The organism is Sorangium sp. So ce406 (genome assembly GCF_051474675.1).
GTDB classification, from domain to species: Bacteria; Myxococcota_A; Polyangia; order Polyangiales; family Polyangiaceae; genus Sorangium; species Sorangium cellulosum_G.
Map to the genome: position 1 here is coordinate 4,003,800 of NZ_CP150340.1, position 15,106 is coordinate 4,018,905.

Annotated in this window: 11 protein-coding genes; 5 read left to right on the top strand and 6 right to left on the bottom strand. The window is 71.1% G+C overall.

What is annotated here, in order from left to right; translation table 11 throughout:
* Nucleotides 1-30: 30 nt before the first annotated feature.
* Entirely contained in the window at nt 31-1,545 is a 1,515-nt protein-coding gene (locus WME96_RS14865; protein WP_437290768.1) for an MATE family efflux transporter, read from the top strand.
* 10 nt (nt 1,546-1,555) lie between these two features.
* On the opposite strand, the gene WME96_RS14870 is transcribed toward WME96_RS14865, so the two are convergent.
* The 5 genes from WME96_RS14870 to WME96_RS14890 all read right to left on the bottom strand — a co-directional run bounded on the left by WME96_RS14870 (nt 1,556) and on the right by WME96_RS14890 (nt 9,498).
* On the bottom strand, nt 1,556-3,628 hold the full coding sequence (locus WME96_RS14870; protein WP_437290769.1) for a bifunctional aldolase/short-chain dehydrogenase: 2,073 nt from the start codon (nt 3,626-3,628) through the stop codon (nt 1,556-1,558).
* Nucleotides 3,629-3,674: 46 nt separating this feature from the next.
* The gene (gene ahcY, locus WME96_RS14875; protein ID WP_437290770.1) at nt 3,675-4,991 is read right to left on the bottom strand and encodes an adenosylhomocysteinase; all 1,317 of its coding nucleotides are present in this window, start codon (nt 4,989-4,991) and stop codon (nt 3,675-3,677) included.
* A 15-nt stretch (nt 4,992-5,006) separates the two neighbouring features.
* Nucleotides 5,007-6,104: an ArsR/SmtB family transcription factor gene (locus WME96_RS14880; RefSeq protein ID WP_437292319.1), complete on the bottom strand. Its 1,098-nt coding sequence runs from the start codon at nt 6,102-6,104 to the stop codon at nt 5,007-5,009.
* A gap of 290 nt (nt 6,105-6,394) precedes the next feature.
* Nucleotides 6,395-7,690 carry a M16 family metallopeptidase gene (locus WME96_RS14885; protein ID WP_437290771.1) on the bottom strand — a complete coding sequence of 432 codons (1,296 nt, stop codon included), beginning with the start codon at nt 7,688-7,690 and terminating at the stop codon, nt 6,395-6,397.
* Nucleotides 7,687-9,498 carry a peptidylprolyl isomerase gene (locus tag WME96_RS14890; RefSeq protein ID WP_437290772.1) on the bottom strand — a complete coding sequence of 604 codons (1,812 nt, stop codon included), beginning with the start codon at nt 9,496-9,498 and terminating at the stop codon, nt 7,687-7,689. Before WME96_RS14890 ends, WME96_RS14885 begins: the two co-directional genes overlap by 4 nt.
* A 127-nt stretch (nt 9,499-9,625) precedes the next feature.
* Here WME96_RS14890 and WME96_RS14895 point away from each other — a divergent pair, with 127 nt between their 5' ends.
* The 4 genes from WME96_RS14895 to WME96_RS14910 all read left to right on the top strand — a co-directional run bounded on the left by WME96_RS14895 (nt 9,626) and on the right by WME96_RS14910 (nt 13,235).
* Nucleotides 9,626-10,135: a hypothetical protein gene (locus WME96_RS14895; protein WP_061614945.1), complete on the top strand. Its 510-nt coding sequence runs from the start codon at nt 9,626-9,628 to the stop codon at nt 10,133-10,135.
* A gap of 88 nt (nt 10,136-10,223) precedes the next feature.
* Nucleotides 10,224-10,562 carry a PilZ domain-containing protein gene (locus WME96_RS14900; RefSeq protein WP_437290773.1) on the top strand — a complete coding sequence of 113 codons (339 nt, stop codon included), beginning with the start codon at nt 10,224-10,226 and terminating at the stop codon, nt 10,560-10,562.
* Between the two features lie 140 nt (nt 10,563-10,702).
* Nucleotides 10,703-11,128, top strand: a complete 426-nt coding sequence (locus WME96_RS14905; protein ID WP_437290774.1) for a hypothetical protein — start codon at nt 10,703-10,705, stop codon at nt 11,126-11,128.
* A 10-nt stretch (nt 11,129-11,138) separates the two neighbouring features.
* Entirely contained in the window at nt 11,139-13,235 is a 2,097-nt protein-coding gene (locus WME96_RS14910) for an ATP-dependent DNA helicase (RefSeq protein ID WP_437290775.1), read from the top strand.
* Nucleotides 13,236-13,297: 62 nt separating this feature from the next.
* On the opposite strand, the gene WME96_RS14915 is transcribed toward WME96_RS14910, so the two are convergent.
* Nucleotides 13,298-14,944, bottom strand: a complete 1,647-nt coding sequence (locus WME96_RS14915; RefSeq protein WP_437290776.1) for a hypothetical protein — start codon at nt 14,942-14,944, stop codon at nt 13,298-13,300.
* Nucleotides 14,945-15,106: the final 162 nt, after the last annotated feature.

Genomic DNA, 15,106 nt, shown 5'->3' on the forward strand with positions numbered 1-15,106 from the left:
GCTGCGGCGTTGTATACCGCGCAGCCTGCGATGGCTCAGATTGCCCTGCCCGCGCCCGGTCCGAACGCCGTCACGTCGGGCCCACCCCATCGCGCCATCCTGAGGCTCGCGCTGCCGACCGTCGCGGCGATGCTCACCCAGAGCATCGTCAACGAGGTCGACATCGTCTTCTTCGCGCACCTGCCGTGCCCCGAGTCCTCGAACGCGCACGCCGCGCTCCTGCCGTCGCTGATCGTCCTCTGGCTGTTCGGCGGCTCGCTCAGCGCGATCTCGGTCGGCACGCAGGCGTTCACCGCGCGCCGCTTCGCCGAGAAGCGGCCCGAGGACGCGGGCGCGGTCCTCGCGAACGCCCTGTTCTTCGCGCTCGTCGCCGGCGTCGCCTTCTCGGCGCTCGGGTACCTGACGATGCCCTACATCCTGTCGGTCATCATCAAGGTGCCGGACGCGCGCCAGGCGGCGCTCGACTACCTCGGGTGGCGCCTCCTCGGGGTGACGTCGATGGCGGCGACGTTCGCCCTGAAGGCGTTCTTCGACGGGATCGGCAAGACGCACATCCACCTCGTCTCGGCGCTCGCGATGAACGCGCTGAACATCGTGCTGTGCCTCCTGCTCATCTTCGGCAACGACGCGCTCGGCATCCCGAAGTACGGCATCGCGGGCGCGGGCATCGCGGGCTTCATCTCGACCTACGTCGGCCTCGCGATCATGCTCGCGTACGCGCTCCTCCCGCAGTACCGGCGCGTCTACCGCCCGTTCGCCGCGAGCAAGCTCTCGGCCCCGCTCACCTGGTCCATCCTCAAGCTGTCGATCCCGAGCGCCGTCGCCACCATCGCGATCATGACCGGCTTCGGCCTGTTCTACGCGATCGCCAGCAAGCTCGACCAGGTCGCGCCGGCGGGCGTGATCTCGCCGCTCTGCCCGGGCGGCCGCGCCGAGCCGGTCTACGGCGCGGCGACCACGGTGATCGTCGGGATCCTGAAGCTCACGTTCACCGCCTGCCTGGCCTTCGGCACGTCGACGGCCACCCTGGTGGCGCAGTCGCTCGGCGAGAGGGACGGCGACAAGGCCGCGCGCTTCGGCTGGGTGAGCGTCCGGCTGGGGCTCGCGATCTTCGGCGTCGTCGGCCTGCTCGAGGCGATCTTCGCCCCGCAGATCCTCGCGTTCGCCAGCAGCAGCGAGCTCGTCCAGGCCGCGGCGCTCCGGCCGCTCCAGGTGATGGGCATCTGCACGCCGCTCGTCGCGGTCGGCATGATCCTGACGCAGGCGCTCTTCGGCGCGGGCAACACGCTGTTCGTGATGGTGGTGGAGCTCATCCTCCACTTCACCTGCCTGGTGCCGCTCGCGTGGCTGCTCGGCATCACGCTCGGCTTCGGCCTGATGGGCATCTGGGGGGCCGGCGTGATCTACGTGGTCCTCCTCGCCGCGACCATGGTGTGGAAGTTCCGCTCGGGGGACTGGAAGAAGATCCGGCTCGACGCCCACGATCAGCCCGGTCAGGCCGCGCTCGGCGAGGGCAGCGGCGGCCCGAGCACGCGGGGGCTCTGACCCGGCCCGCTCACCGGGGGAACGCCGCCGCGTTCCCGCCGTCGACGGTCAGGACGCAGCCGGTCGTGGCCTCGGCGGTCGCGAGGTAGAGGAAGCCCTGCGCCACGTCGGCCGCGGTGGTCTCGCGCCGGAGCAGGTTGTCGCGGAAGTAGTCGTCGACCGAGACGTTGCGGGCGCGCGCGCGCGCCTCCAGCAGGCCGGCGCCGAACAGCGCGGTGCGGATGCGGTCGGCGTTCACGGCGTTCGCCCGGATGCGCTGGGGGCCGAGGTCGACGGCGTACTGGCGCATCAGCGCCACGAGCGCCGCCTTGGCGACCGCGTACGGGCCGAAGTCGGGCCCCTGGTTGAACGCGCTCTTCGACGCGTTGAACAGCAGCGCGCCGCCCGCGTCCTGGGCGAGCAGCACCCGCGCCGCCGCGCGGGCGACGTTCTGGTGGCCGAGCAGGTTCAGCTCGAGCGAGGCGCACAGCGCCTCGTGCCCCTCCGACGTGTGGAGGGACCCGGAGAACGCGCGGCCGGCGTTCGAGACGACCACGTCGACGCCGCCGAAGTGCGCCGCGGCCTGCGCGAACGCCCGGTTCACGCTCGCCTCGCTGCGCACGTCGCACGCGATCTTGACGCAGCGGCCGCGGTGGCGCCCGCCGAGCTCGGCGGCGGCCTTCTCGAGCGGCTCCTCGTCGCGATCGACGAGCGCCACGTGCGCCCCCGCGGCCAGGAACGCCGCCGCGGTCGCGTGGCCGATCCCCGACGCGGCGCCCGTGATCAGCGCGATCCGCCGATCGAGCGGGCCCTTCTGGCCGGCCCCGAGCTTCAGCTTCGCCTGCTCGAGGCTCCAGTACTCCATGTCGAACAGGTCGAGCTCGGGGACCGGCTCGTACCCCCCGAGCGCCTCGGCGGCGTCGATCACGGAGACGGTGTGCTCGTAGACGTCCGCGACGATCTCGGCCTCGGCGAGCGAGCCGCCGACGCACAGCGCGCCCACCCCCGGGAACAGCAGCACCCGCGGGAACGGATCGAGCTCGTCGCGGGTCACGCCCCGCGCCGCGCAGGAGCGGCGGAAGTACTCGTGGTACTCGGCCACGTACTTCGCGATCCCCTTTTCGACGGCCGCGCGGAGGCGCCCCACGTCGGCGACCGCGTGGCCGTCGACCACGAGCGGCCGCGCCTTGGTGCGGATGACGTGATCCGGGGTCGCGCAGCCGATCTGCGAGACGCGGGCGAGGTCGTCGCGCTCGCAGAACGCGATCAGCTCCAGGCTGGTGCGGAGCGCGCAAACCCACGGGCGGCCCGAGGCGCGGGCGAGCGCGCCCCGGACGACCGGGCCGATGGCGGCGCGGATGTCCGGGTCCGGCGCCGACACGGTGGGGTGCGAGGCGATCGCGCTGCGCTGGAAGATGTAGCGCTCGGCCCGCGTGACCGCGTCGATCATGCGCGTGTAGCTCTCCTCGGCGGTCTCTCCCCACGTGAAGACGCCATGCTTGTCGAGGAGCATCAGGGACGGGAGCGATCCCTGCTCGAGGCGCGCCCGGATGAGCTCGGCGACGCGGCGCGCGAGCGCGAAGCCCGGCATCACGTAGGGCACGAAGAGCGCCTCGTCGCCGTAGATCGCCCGGACGACCTCGCCCGAGCCGCGCAGATCGATGACCGACAGCACGGCGTCCGCGTGCGTGTGATCGACGAATTTCGCGGGAATGATCGCGTGCAGCAGCGCCTCGACCGACGGCGTCGGGCTCGATGGATCCAGCATCTGGCCGCGGAGGAGCGCGACCATCTGCTCGTCGGTCATCGCCTCGAGCCCGCACGCGCGCTGGAGCGGCGCGAGGCGGCACGCCGGGAAGCCGCGCGGCTCGATCGTCGCGAGATCCCACCCGCTGCCCTTGATGAAGAGCACATCGACGCGGTCGCCGAGCAGGTCGACGGCCGTGCTCTTGACGCTCGTGTTGCCCCCGCCGTGGAGGACGAGCGACGGATCGGCGCCGAGCAGGCGGGAGGTGTAGACGCGGAGGGCGAGATCCTCGCCGCAGGTGGCGGCGTAGGTGTCGAGGTAGCGCTGGGCTTCTTCCTTGCTGTGGCGAGGATCCATCGACCGGCCGCCTACCGCAGCGGCGGAGGCGCCGAAAGCCTGCCGCTCAGTAGCGGTAGTTCTCGGCCTTGAAGGGGCCCTCGGCGGGAACGCCCAGGTACTTCGCCTGGTCCTGCGTGAGCTGCGTCAGCTCGACCCCGAGCTTCGGCAGGTGGAGCGCGGCGACCTTCTCGTCGAGCTTCTTCGGCAGCAGGTGGACGCCGACCGTGTACTTCTCCGTCCACAGAGCGATCTGCGCGAGCACCTGGTTCGAGAACGAGGTCGACATCACGAACGACGGGTGGCCGGTCGCGCAACCGAGGTTCACGAGCCGGCCGCGCGCGAGGACGATCAGCCGCTTGCCGTCCGGGAAGATGAAGTGGTCGACCTGCGGCTTGATGTTCTCCTCCTTGATCTCGGGGTTCTTCTCGAGCCACGCGATCTGGATCTCGGAGTCGAAGTGGCCGATGTTGCAGAGGATCGCCTCGTCCTTCATCGCGATCATGTGCTCGGCCCGGACCACGTCGGCGCAGCCGGTCGCCGTGACGAAGATGTCGCCGACCGGGGCGACGGTCTCGAGGCGCTTCACCTCGTAGCCCTCCATCGCCGCCTGCAGCGCGCAGATCGGGTCGATCTCGGTGATGATGACGCGCGCGCCGAGGCCGCGCAGCGACTGCGCGCATCCCTTGCCGACGTCGCCGTAGCCGCACACGACGGCGACCTTGCCGGCGAACATCACGTCCGTGGCGCGCTTGATCCCGTCGCCCAGCGACTCGCGGCAACCGTAGAGGTTGTCGAACTTGCTCTTCGTCACCGAGTCGTTGACGTTGATCGCCGGCACCTTCAGCTTGCCGGCGCGGTGCATCTCGTAGAGCCGGTGCACGCCCGTCGTCGTCTCCTCCGACAGCCCGCGGATCGCGTCGTTGCCGGTGAAGAGATCCGGGTGCTTCTCGTGGGCGACGATCGTGAGATCGCCGCCGTCGTCGAGGATCATGTTGGGCCCCTTGCCGCCCTTGAAGGCGTAGAGCTGCTGCTCGATGCACCAGTCGTACTCCTCGAGCGTCTCGCCCTTCCAGGCGAAGACCGGGATGCCAGCCGCCGCGATCGCCGCCGCCGCGTGGTCCTGCGTCGAGTAGATGTTGCAGCTCGACCAGGTGACCTCGGCGCCGAGGGCGACCAGCGTCTCGATCAGCACCGCGGTCTGGATGGTCATGTGGAGGCAGCCGGCGATGCGCGCGCCCTTGAGCGGCTGCGTCGGGCCGTACTCGGCGCGGAGCGCCATGAGCCCGGGCATCTCCTTCTCGGCGATGCGGATCTCCTTGCGGCCCCAGTCTGCGAGCGTGATGTCGGCGACCTTGTACGAGAGCTTCTTGTCAGCAGTCATGATGTCCTCTTGTCTTTATCCGGTGAATGCGCCGGTGCGCGCGCCGCGCCAGCCGACGAGTAGCTGCCAAACCAGGTGTCGATCCGGGCCTTCTCCCTGCCATGCGGACGGCAGCCGCCGGATCTCGATGCCCGAGAGCCCAGCCTCCTCGGCGAGGCGCCTGAGGTCGGCCGGCGAGAAGCCGAGCCAGATGTCCGCCTCCTGCTCCCGCAGCGTCGGATCGCTGTGCGCCTCGTAGTCGAGCACGCACACCGCGCCTCCCCGGGCGCGCAGGGCGTCGTCCGCGTGGCCGGGCGCGGCCGGCCGCGCGAGCTCGACGAGCGCGCGCATGGCCCTCGCCGGCTGCGGCGCGTGGTGCAGCACGCGGGCCGCGAAGACCACATCGGCGCCGTCGGGGAGGGGCTCACCGAGCTCGGGCGGCTCGCCCCCGAGCGCGCGGGCGACGGCGCGGATCACCTCGGGCCCGTCGATCTCGCCGCACACGAGCTCGACGTTCTCGAGGCTGCGCCGCCGCATGCGCTCCGCCGCGAGCTGGAGCTGGGCGCTCGCGCGATCGAGCGCAACGACGCGCTCGAAGATGGGGGACAGCACCTCGAGCAGCGCCCCGTCGCCGGTGCCCGCGTCGACCGCCAGACGGCGGTGGGGCAGGAGCGGCGCGAGCGCGGCGAGGTAAGCGGCGAGCTCGGACGGCGGCCCCGAGCGGAGCGGGCGCCCGCCGCGCGCGAAGAACTCGCGGGTCTCGGCGTCGCGCGCGGCGAGCACCTCCTCGATGCGCGCGAGCGTGCCGTCCGCCGCGCACGCGCGCTGGCCCGCGCGCACGGCGTCGTCAACCACCGGGTCGGTCGTGGCGCGCGGGTCGAGGCGGAGCAGCGTCCACGTGCCCTGACGTCGGGCGAGGAGGATGCCCGCCTCGCGGAGCGCGGCCGCGTGGCGCGAGATCTTCGGCTGCCCCTCACGGAGCAACTCGGCCAGCTCGCCGACGGCGAGCTCCTCCGCCGAAGCCAGGCCGAGGAGCCGCACCCGCACCGGATCGGCGAGCAGCCGGTACAGCTCGCACCGCGCGATCGCCTCGACAGGCTGGGCCGGGGACTCCGTGACGGTGACCACGGGCATCATATATGCGTCGATGCGCATAGATGCAAATATAAAACTCGTGGTTCCGGTCACCTTCCGTCGGGGTGAGGGGGCCACGCTCGGCAAAGCTCGGTGGGCACGCTCCCGCGGCGACGAGCACGCCGTCCGTGGTTGAGGACGAGCGGCCGCCGTCCGTGGTTGAGGGCAGGGGAGGCGGCAGTCCCGTCCGTGGTTGAGCACAGGGGAGGTAGTGGCCGTGCGCGCGGCGCGGCCTATTCCACCCTTCCTGGATCTGCCGTAGGTCCCGGCGCGCCGCGGTGGGCGGCGCCTCAGCCGAACGAGCGGACGGCCTTCTCGAGCTTCGCTTCCTCGGAGGAGCGGAGCAGGCCCACGGCGACGACGGTCAGCCGGTCCGGCCGGAACAGCGCGCGCGCGGCGTTGCGCACGTCGTCGACGGTGACGCGGGCGAGCTCCTCGTGCCGTGCCTCCGGGGTCCGGGCGATGTCGGCGAGCGCGGAGAGCCCGTAGAACCCGGCGGTCGCCTCGGGGTCGTCCTGCATCGCCTCCACCGACCAGAGGTGGCGGTCCCGCGCCTTGGCCAGCTCGTCCTCGCGCGGGCCGGTCTCGGCGAGCTCCCGGAGCAGCGCGAAGATCTCCCGGACCACAACGGTCGCGCGGTCGTGCTGCACGCCCGCGGCGATGTCGACGACGCCGTCGTCCTCGTACGCCTCGAACATCCCCGACACGTCGTAGCAGAGGCCCAGCCGGTCGCAGATCCGCTCGTACAGCCGCGTCGACATGCCGTCGTCGAGCACGCGGAGCAGCATCTCCACGGCGGGCTCGCGCGGATCGCGCTCGCTCACGCCCCGGAACGCGACCCGCAGCTCGGTCTGGCTCGACTGGTTCTCGATGAAGCGGAACCTCGGCTTCTTCTGCCCGTTCGGCGGCGGCGTGGCGGGCACCTGCTCGCCGCGCGGCATCGCGCCGAAGTGCCGCTCGATCACCCGCGCGCACGCCTCCGGATCGAACCGCCCTGCCACGCAGAGCACCGCGTTCGCCGCCGTGTAGTGTCGGGCGTGGTGCGCGCGCAGCATCGGCTCGTCGAACCGGTCGAGCGCGTCGATGCCCCCGGTGATCGTGAAGCCGAGCGGGTGTCGCTCGTACATGAGCGCGCGGGCGTTGTTGTCCGCGTCGATGTCGCGCCCCTCGTCGTCGAGGTCCTCGAGGATCTCCTCGCGCACGATGCCGCGCTCGACCTCGATCGCGGTGAAGCGGGGCGACGTGGCGACCTCGCCGAGCAGGGCGAGCACCGGGTCCAGGTTCGACGGGGGCACGGAGATGCTCATCACGCCGTGGTCGACGTGGGTCGCCGCGTAGAGCGTCCCCCCGAGGCGCTCGAAGGCGAGCGCCTGCGCGTGCGCCGACGGCAGCGTCGACGTCCCCCGGAACACCATGTGCTCGAGGAAGTGAGAGATCCCGTTGTTCTGCTGGGTCTCGAACCGCGAGCCCACGCGCAGGTAGAGCGAGGCGACCGCCCGGTGCACCTGCGGTTGCGGGACGAGCACGACCTTGAGGCCGTTCGAGAGGACGATGTCCCGAGCGTCACGCAGCGGGAGCGACGTCATTCCCCCTCGTCTTCGATCGGGAGCTCCGGCTGGCCGGAGCCGTCCTCGGCCGGCCTGGTCTCCTTGAGGAGGCTCTGATCGTACTTCACCTCGCTGCCGATGGTCGACTTCAGCCGGCGCATGTACCCGACGAGCGCGTCGTTCTGCTTGGCGGCCCGCATCGCCGATGTGTAGAACTCGCGGTCCTTGTCCCATTGCTCCTGGCTCGGGGAGGTCTTCTCCTTCAGCTGGATCACGGCATACCCGTTCTCCAGCGCCACGACGTCCTTGGGCAGGTCGCCCGGCTTCTCGAGCTGGAAGGCGATGCGCGCGGGCTCGGTGCTGTCCTTCGCGTCCGCGATGGGCGATCCCGACACGTTGAACGGCAGGCTCGCCTCGACGGTGGGCCGGTTCGGATGGTTCGCGATCGTGTAGGGCGCCCGCGCCGCGCCCGGCTCGGTCTGGCCGTCGCTCTTCGTGCCGCCCGCGCCGCTCGCGTCCGTGGCTCCGTCCTGCTTCGCAGCCTTTTCCTCCTGCTTCGCGCCCGGCGCGGCGGCAGCGCTCTTCGCGGGCGTGAGCTGCGCCATGTAGGCGGCGAGCGCGTCTTCCAGCGATTTGCCGCCGGCCGCGGCGGCGAGCACCTGCTTCGCGGCCTCGGCCGCGAGCCGCTCCGACTCGTGGGCCACGTAGAGATCACGCGCCGCCTCCAGCCGGCCGATCTTCTCGGCCTCGGCGTCCCTCGCGATCTGCTCGACCTTGATCACCTGGAAGCCGTCCTCGGTCTCGACGAGGTCCGACACCTCGCCCGCCTTCATCTCGAAGAGCTTGTCCTCGACGGGCTTGCTGAGCCGGCCCTTGGTCACGCAGCCGAGCTCGCCGCCGCGCGCCGCGCTCGGGTCGTCGCTCGCGCTGCGCGCCACGTCGGCGAAGCTCTCGCCCTTCTTGAGGCGCTGGACGGCCTGCTCGATCCGCGCCTTCGCGGCGGCCTTGCCCGCCTCCGGTCCCTGCTCGGCCTCGTCGGGCTTCACCTCGGCCGTGATAACCCGGGCGACCCGGCACTCGGGCAGGTACTGCGCCTTGCGCCCCTCCCACGTCTTGTCGAGCTCCTCCTTGTTGGCGTCGGCCCAGGCCTGGATCGCCTTCTCCGAGGTGTCCACGACGAGATCGCTGTAGAAGCGCCGGTCGAAGCGCACGTAGCTGAGCGTCCGGGTGGATTTCTCGCGGGAGAACTGCTCGAACGCCTCGTTCTCGCCGACCCGGACCCGCGCGCGGATGAAGTCGCGCATCCGCGCGGCGATGAGCTCCTTCCGCTGGTAATCGCGGAAGTCCGTCGGGCTCATCTTCGTGATGTTCCGGATCTGCCGCTCGTACTGCTTGTTGTCGAACTTCTTGGTCTGGCGGTTGCGGACGTCCAGGTAGCGAATCAGGTCCTCTCGGAGGTTGAGCGCGTAACCGATCTGGCGGATCTTGTCCGCCGGGAGCGAGACACGCACCCTGCCGGTCCCCAGCTCGGCCGTCAGCTCGTCGTCCGAGACGCTGATCCCGAGGCGCTTCGCGTCCTCGTTGAGGAGCCACCGCTCGTAGAGCCCCTCCGCCGTGATCCGCCGGAGTCCCATCGCCCGGAGGCGGTTTTCGTCGACGCTGCGCATCGCGAGCAGGTTCCTCGAGGCGTTGAACTCGATCGAGGAGATGCAGCTCCCTCGGACCTCGACGACGCAGGTGCTCGCGGCCGACTGCACGGGGCCGGTGTTCGGGCGAAACTGGACGATGAAGACGACGGCGATCGCGATGACGATGGCGGCGCCGAAGATTTGGCTCAGTCTGTTCACGAAGGGCTCGCTCCCGGGGCGCGCTGCTCGCTCCTCGAGCAGCCTCTCGCCTTGGCCTGGCGCGGCATAGCACGGCGTCGACGGCGTGTCTTTACGGCGGTCGAGAGCGGGGTTAGGGGCTCATCCCATGGCAAGCTCGAAGTCACACCTCCCTGATTGCGGCCTCTACCTGACGACAAAGCCGCTCCCCGGAAACGAGGACAAGGTGCCTGCCGGCATCATCGTCTCCTTCCACAACCACTCGGACAACGGTCTGCCGACGGTCACGACGCCCGATCACAACGTCCACAACCGCTGGCACTTCCACGGCCCTGCCGTCGCGTTCCGGGGCACGACGTGGGCGGACTCGCTGCAGCGCCTCCCCGCCGAGGGGTTCTACACGCTCCGCAAGGAGCTCACGTTCGACGGGGGCAACTGGCCGAAGGGCACGCTGGTGCAGCTCGGGTACACGCAGGCGGGCATGCCTATCCTGTTCATCGCCCGCGTCCGATCGCGGCTGCAGGAGAACGACCTCTTCTTCTCCGACAAGGGCGTGGGCATCAAGCGTGACCAGCTCTCGCTGCTCGAGCCCGTCTCCGTGTTCGAGGAGCCAAGCGACGGCTCCGGCCACAAGCCCGACCACGCCGAAGCCCACTGATCAGTTCGTCGCTCCCGTCCAGGGTGAATTTACCCGGGAGTCATCGAAATCCATTCCCGGGCACGGCGTGTGCTTGTAATTTTCTTCTGTGATTCGACGCAGAACCCTCACTCCTCCGTCGCTCCAGATTCCACCTCAGCTCCTGGCGAACCGCCGTAGAAGCCCTCGCCGTGAGCTCAGCGAGCGGGTGCGCCTCGAGACCGAGGATCGCGCGGTCTCGGGCTGGACGCTGAACGCCAGCGTCGGCGGGCTTCGGGTGGTGATAGAAAATTCACTCGATCCCGGTACGGAGCTAACGGTCTGGCTCGACGGCAGGGCCCCGCGCCCCGGTCGGATCATGTGGGTCCAGGACGAGCCGGACGGCTCGATCGTGGGCGTTTGCTTCCTCGACGAGGGGGAGCCGAGGCCGTCACGGTCGAGCTCGTGACCTCGTGCGTGACCGCGCAGAAATGCGCGGGCGCGCCAAAGCGCCACAGGCCCCTGTCAGCGCTGTCAGCTTGACGAGGCCCCCGCAATTTTGCGATGGATGTTCCTGCTGGCATGGGGGTAGCCGGGAACCAGCGGACGATGCCGACACCCGCGGAGATAAAGAAAGCCCTGCTCCAGGCCGGATTCGAGGTCTACCGCACCCGAGGCGACGCCGTGCACGTCGCCGAGCGGGTGCGGGAGAACCTCCTCATGGACTCGGGGATCGTCGTGGGCGCCGAGCCGCTGCGCGTCGGGTTCGTGGTGCGCGCGCAGCGCAACGATTTCCCGGGCGCGGCGGACGAGCAGCTCTTCGAGCGGGCGCGCGGCCTGGCCGAGCCCGCCGTGGCGCGCGGCTACACCGAGGGCGAGGCCGCGCTCCGGCACGTCCGCGACCCCGGCGACGCGGAGCGGACGCTGGACACGTGGTGCGAGGTCCAGTTCGAGAAGCCGGTGGCGTCGCTCGAGCTCGCCGTCAGCGAGGTGGGGTTCGCTCTCTCGCTCGAGAAGACTGCCCTGCCGCGGTAAGCGGTAGACGATGCCGTTCGACCGCGCCGCGAGCCTGCTCGGGCCCTCCGGCCCGTTCGCGCGCGGCCTGCCGGGCTACGAGGACCGCGAGGGGCAAGTCGCGATGGCGAGCGCCGTCGAGCGGGCGATCGCCGAGGATCGCGTCCTCCTCTGCGAGGCGGGCACCGGGACGGGCAAGACGCTCGCCTACCTGGTTCCCGCGATCCTGAGCGGCCGCAAGGTCGTCGTCTCGACCGCGACGAAGGCGCTCGAGGACCAGATCTACACGAAGGACCTGCCGCTCGTGGCCGAGCACCTCCGCCTGGATCCGCGCGCGGCGCTGGTGAAGGGCCTCGGCAACTACCTCTGCCTGCGCCGCTTCAACGAGCTCCGCCAGAGCCCCGGCGCGGGCGCCGGGACCGCCGGGCGCTCGCTGCCGCTCCTGGAGGCGTGGGCGCAGGAGACCGAGATGGGCGACGTCGCCGAGCTCGCCTACCTCGCGGAGGGCGATCCGCTCTGGCGGGAGGTGGCGTCATCGAGCGAGACGCGGCTCGGGGCCTCGTGCGACTACTTCGACGAGTGCTTCGTCACGCGGATGAAGCGCGACAGCGAGGCGGCGCGCCTGCTCATCGTCAACCACCACCTCTTCTTCGCGGATCTCGCGCTGAAGATCGCCGGTGCGCGCCGCGGCTTCGCGGGCGCCGGCGCGCTCCCGCCGTACGACGCGGTGATCTTCGACGAGGCGCACCAGCTCGAGGACATCGCGACGAGCTTCTTCGGCGTCCGCGCCTCGCGCGCGCGGGTCGACTCGATGCTCCGCGACGCGGACCGGGCCTTCATCGCGTCCGGCCTCGCCGACCACATCCTCGGGCGGGGTGAGGGGACGGCGATCACGGCCGTGGTGCGCGAGTCCGCGGACGCCCTGTTCGACCGGCTCGCCGCGCTCGGCGGCGCCGCGGGCAGCGCGGATCGGGGCGACGCCCGGGTCCCGCTCGCCAGGGACGCGTGGTCCGGCGAGCTCCTCGACGCCTACCACCGCCTGGACAACCACCTCGAGGCGCTCGCGAACTACGCGAGCGCGAACGCGATCAGCGAGGCGGTGCAGCTCGTCGGCAACCGCGCCGCGCAGCTGCGCGACGACGCCGCGCGGATCGTCGACCCCGCGACCAACCAGGTCACGTGGGTCGAGGTGCGCGGGCGCGCCGTCTCGTTCGGCGCGTCGCCGGTCGATCTCGGGGACATGCTGCGCGAGCACGTCTTCGAGCGGATCGGCGCCGTGGTGCTGACGAGCGCCACGCTCACCACGGGCGGCTCCGGCGCGTCCGGGTTTCGCTTCCTCCGCTCGCGGATGGGCCTCGACGAGGACGTGTCGGTGCCAGTCGACGAGCTCGAGGTCCCGTCGCCGTTCGACTACCCGAGCGCCGCGCTGCTCTACACGCCGCGCGACCTCCCCGAGGCGACCGACGCGGCGTTCGTCGATCGCGCGGCCGATCGCATGGCCGAGCTCATCGGCATCACCGGCGGCGGCGCGTTCGTCCTGTGCACGTCGATCCGCGCCATGAACGCGCTCGCCGCGGCCCTGCGCGCCCGGCTCGCCCGCGCGCCCGCGCAGGCCCGGGCGGCCGGGGGCGCGGCGCGGCAGCCGATCCCGCTGCTCGTGCAGGGGGACGCGCCGAAGGGCGCGCTGCTCCGCCGCTTCCGCGCCGAGCGGCACGCCGTGCTCGTCGCGACGATGAGCTTCTGGGAGGGGGTCGACGTCCCCGGCGAGGCGCTGCGCCTCGTGATCATCGAGAAGCTCCCGTTCGCGGTGCCGACCGATCCGGTCGTCGCCGCGCGGTGCGCGTCGATCGAGCAGTCCGGCGGCAACCCGTTCATCGCGTACAGCGTCCCGCAGGCCGCGATCACCCTGAAGCAGGGCTTCGGTCGGCTGATCCGTACGCGCACCGATCGCGGCATCGTTGCGATCCTGGACCGGCGGGTGCGCACGCGCGGCTACGGCCGCGTGCTGCTCGACAGCTTGCCCGACGCGCGCCGGACAGAGCGCATCGAGGACGTGCGCGCGTTCTGGACCGCCGCGCCGGCGGAGGCGCAAGGGGCAGCGCCGGCGCGCAGCGATGAGCCGCGGTGAGGTGAGCGTGTGGTGAGGCGGGGGCGCGGTGAGGCGAGCGCGAGCGCGCGGCGGGACGGCCGTCAGGGGTACGACGTCTTGCCGTAGATGCACCAGGCGCCGCCCTTCTTCAGGGCGATGGCCTGGCGAAGCTTGTAGTCCTTCTTGAACCGGGGATCGTTGTACGACGCGCGCGAGGAGGGCACCGTGGGGTTCCGGCAGTCGGCCCCGGAGGCGATGATCAGGAAGTAGCGCGGGTTCTTGTCGAAGAGCGCGTCGGTGTAGCCGGTGCCCACCTTGTGCGTGTACCCGCCCGGCAGGCTCGAGACCTCGGGGCTGAGCAGCCCCAGCATGTCGACGACGGGGAAGCCCGTGCGGTACCCGACGTAGCCGATGTCCGCGATCGCGATGGGGCCGGGCTCCCCGTTCTGCACGAGCCAGTCGGCCGTGCGCCCGGCCGCGTCGTCCCAGAACCCCTTGTCGTTGACGAGGAGGTTGCTCTGCGCCCGCCAGAGCTCGCCGGTGCGGGTCGCGATCGTGATCGCGCCGAACGCCGCGAGCGCGAGCGACGCGGCCCGCTCGCGCCGCGCGGCGATGGCGCGGATCGCGTCGTCGACGAGCAGGAACGCGAACGGCTCGGCGGGCGCGAGGAACCGGAAGTACGGCATCCAGTCGCCGCCCACCACGACGACATACACGCCGAAGAGCAGCGCGATCGACGCGATCGCGAGGCCGCTCCGGCGCCGGTGGACGATCGACGACGCGACCGAGACGAGCCCGAGCCACAGGAAGGCGCCGGCGTGCTGCGCGTACTTGCGGACGTAGTCGCTCCCGCCCTGGAGCTGCTGCGCGAAGTTGCCGGTCTTCGCGGCGAGCGTGTTCGGGAGCCACGCGCCGTAATAGCTGTGCCGCCAGAGCAGGTGCGCCGCAACGGGGAGCGCGAAGGCGAGCAGGCGGAGCAGATTCCGCCGCGAGAACGCCTGGTCCACGTGCCAGATGACGAGCAATCCGAGGAACAGCGGCGCCTCCGGGCGCGTGAGCGCGGCGAGCGCGAACACCACGCCGGACCAGGGGAACGAGGACAAGGTGAGCGCCAGCCGCGGTCCGTCGCCGGCCGTGGCGGCGTCCTCCTCGCGGAGGAAGAGCTCGGTCCCCGCGAGCGTGAGCAGGAGGAAGAGCGGCGTCTCCAGCCCGAACACCGCGTAGCCAGAGAAGAGGATGCTCGTCGCGAGCAGCCACGTCGCGAGGCAGGGGAGGTTCGAGAACGCGCGCAGCCGCCGCGAGAGGAGGTACGTCGGGACGAGCGCGCCGCACGCGCACGCGGCGCCGAGGACCTTCGCAGCGGCCGGCGGCGTCGCCCCGATCTTCACCGCGCCGGCGAGGAGCACGGTCCAGAGGAAGTTCGTGTAGCCCTCGACGCGCTCGCCCACGTTGTAGACGAGCCCGTTGCCGTTCGCGAGGTTCTCCGCGTACCGGAACGAGATGTACGCGTCGTCGATCGTGAAGCTCGCGACGCGCAGCGCGCCCACGAGCGTGACGAGCATCGGCAAGACCAGCCCGAGCGCGATCTGGAGCCACGCGGGGAGGGGAGCGCCGGCGAGCCAGGTCCGGAGATCGCGCGCCGGCGCCGTCGGGCGCTCCTCGTCGTCCATCGACTCCTCGCCTTCCGCCGGCTCGTCGCGTCCTACCTCGTCGCTCGTGTCCACTGCGCTTCTGGCCTCGTCGCTCATCGGGGGCCGACCATACCGCGATTGTCACAGCCGTAACCCCGGGCTGCGTAAATCAGGACAGGATGGTGTGCGAACATCCCGACGCAGTGCGAACGAAATTGCGCACTCCGCCCGTCGGATTAGGCTTTCAAGGCAGCCATGACGACGGCCTCGGGCGAGATG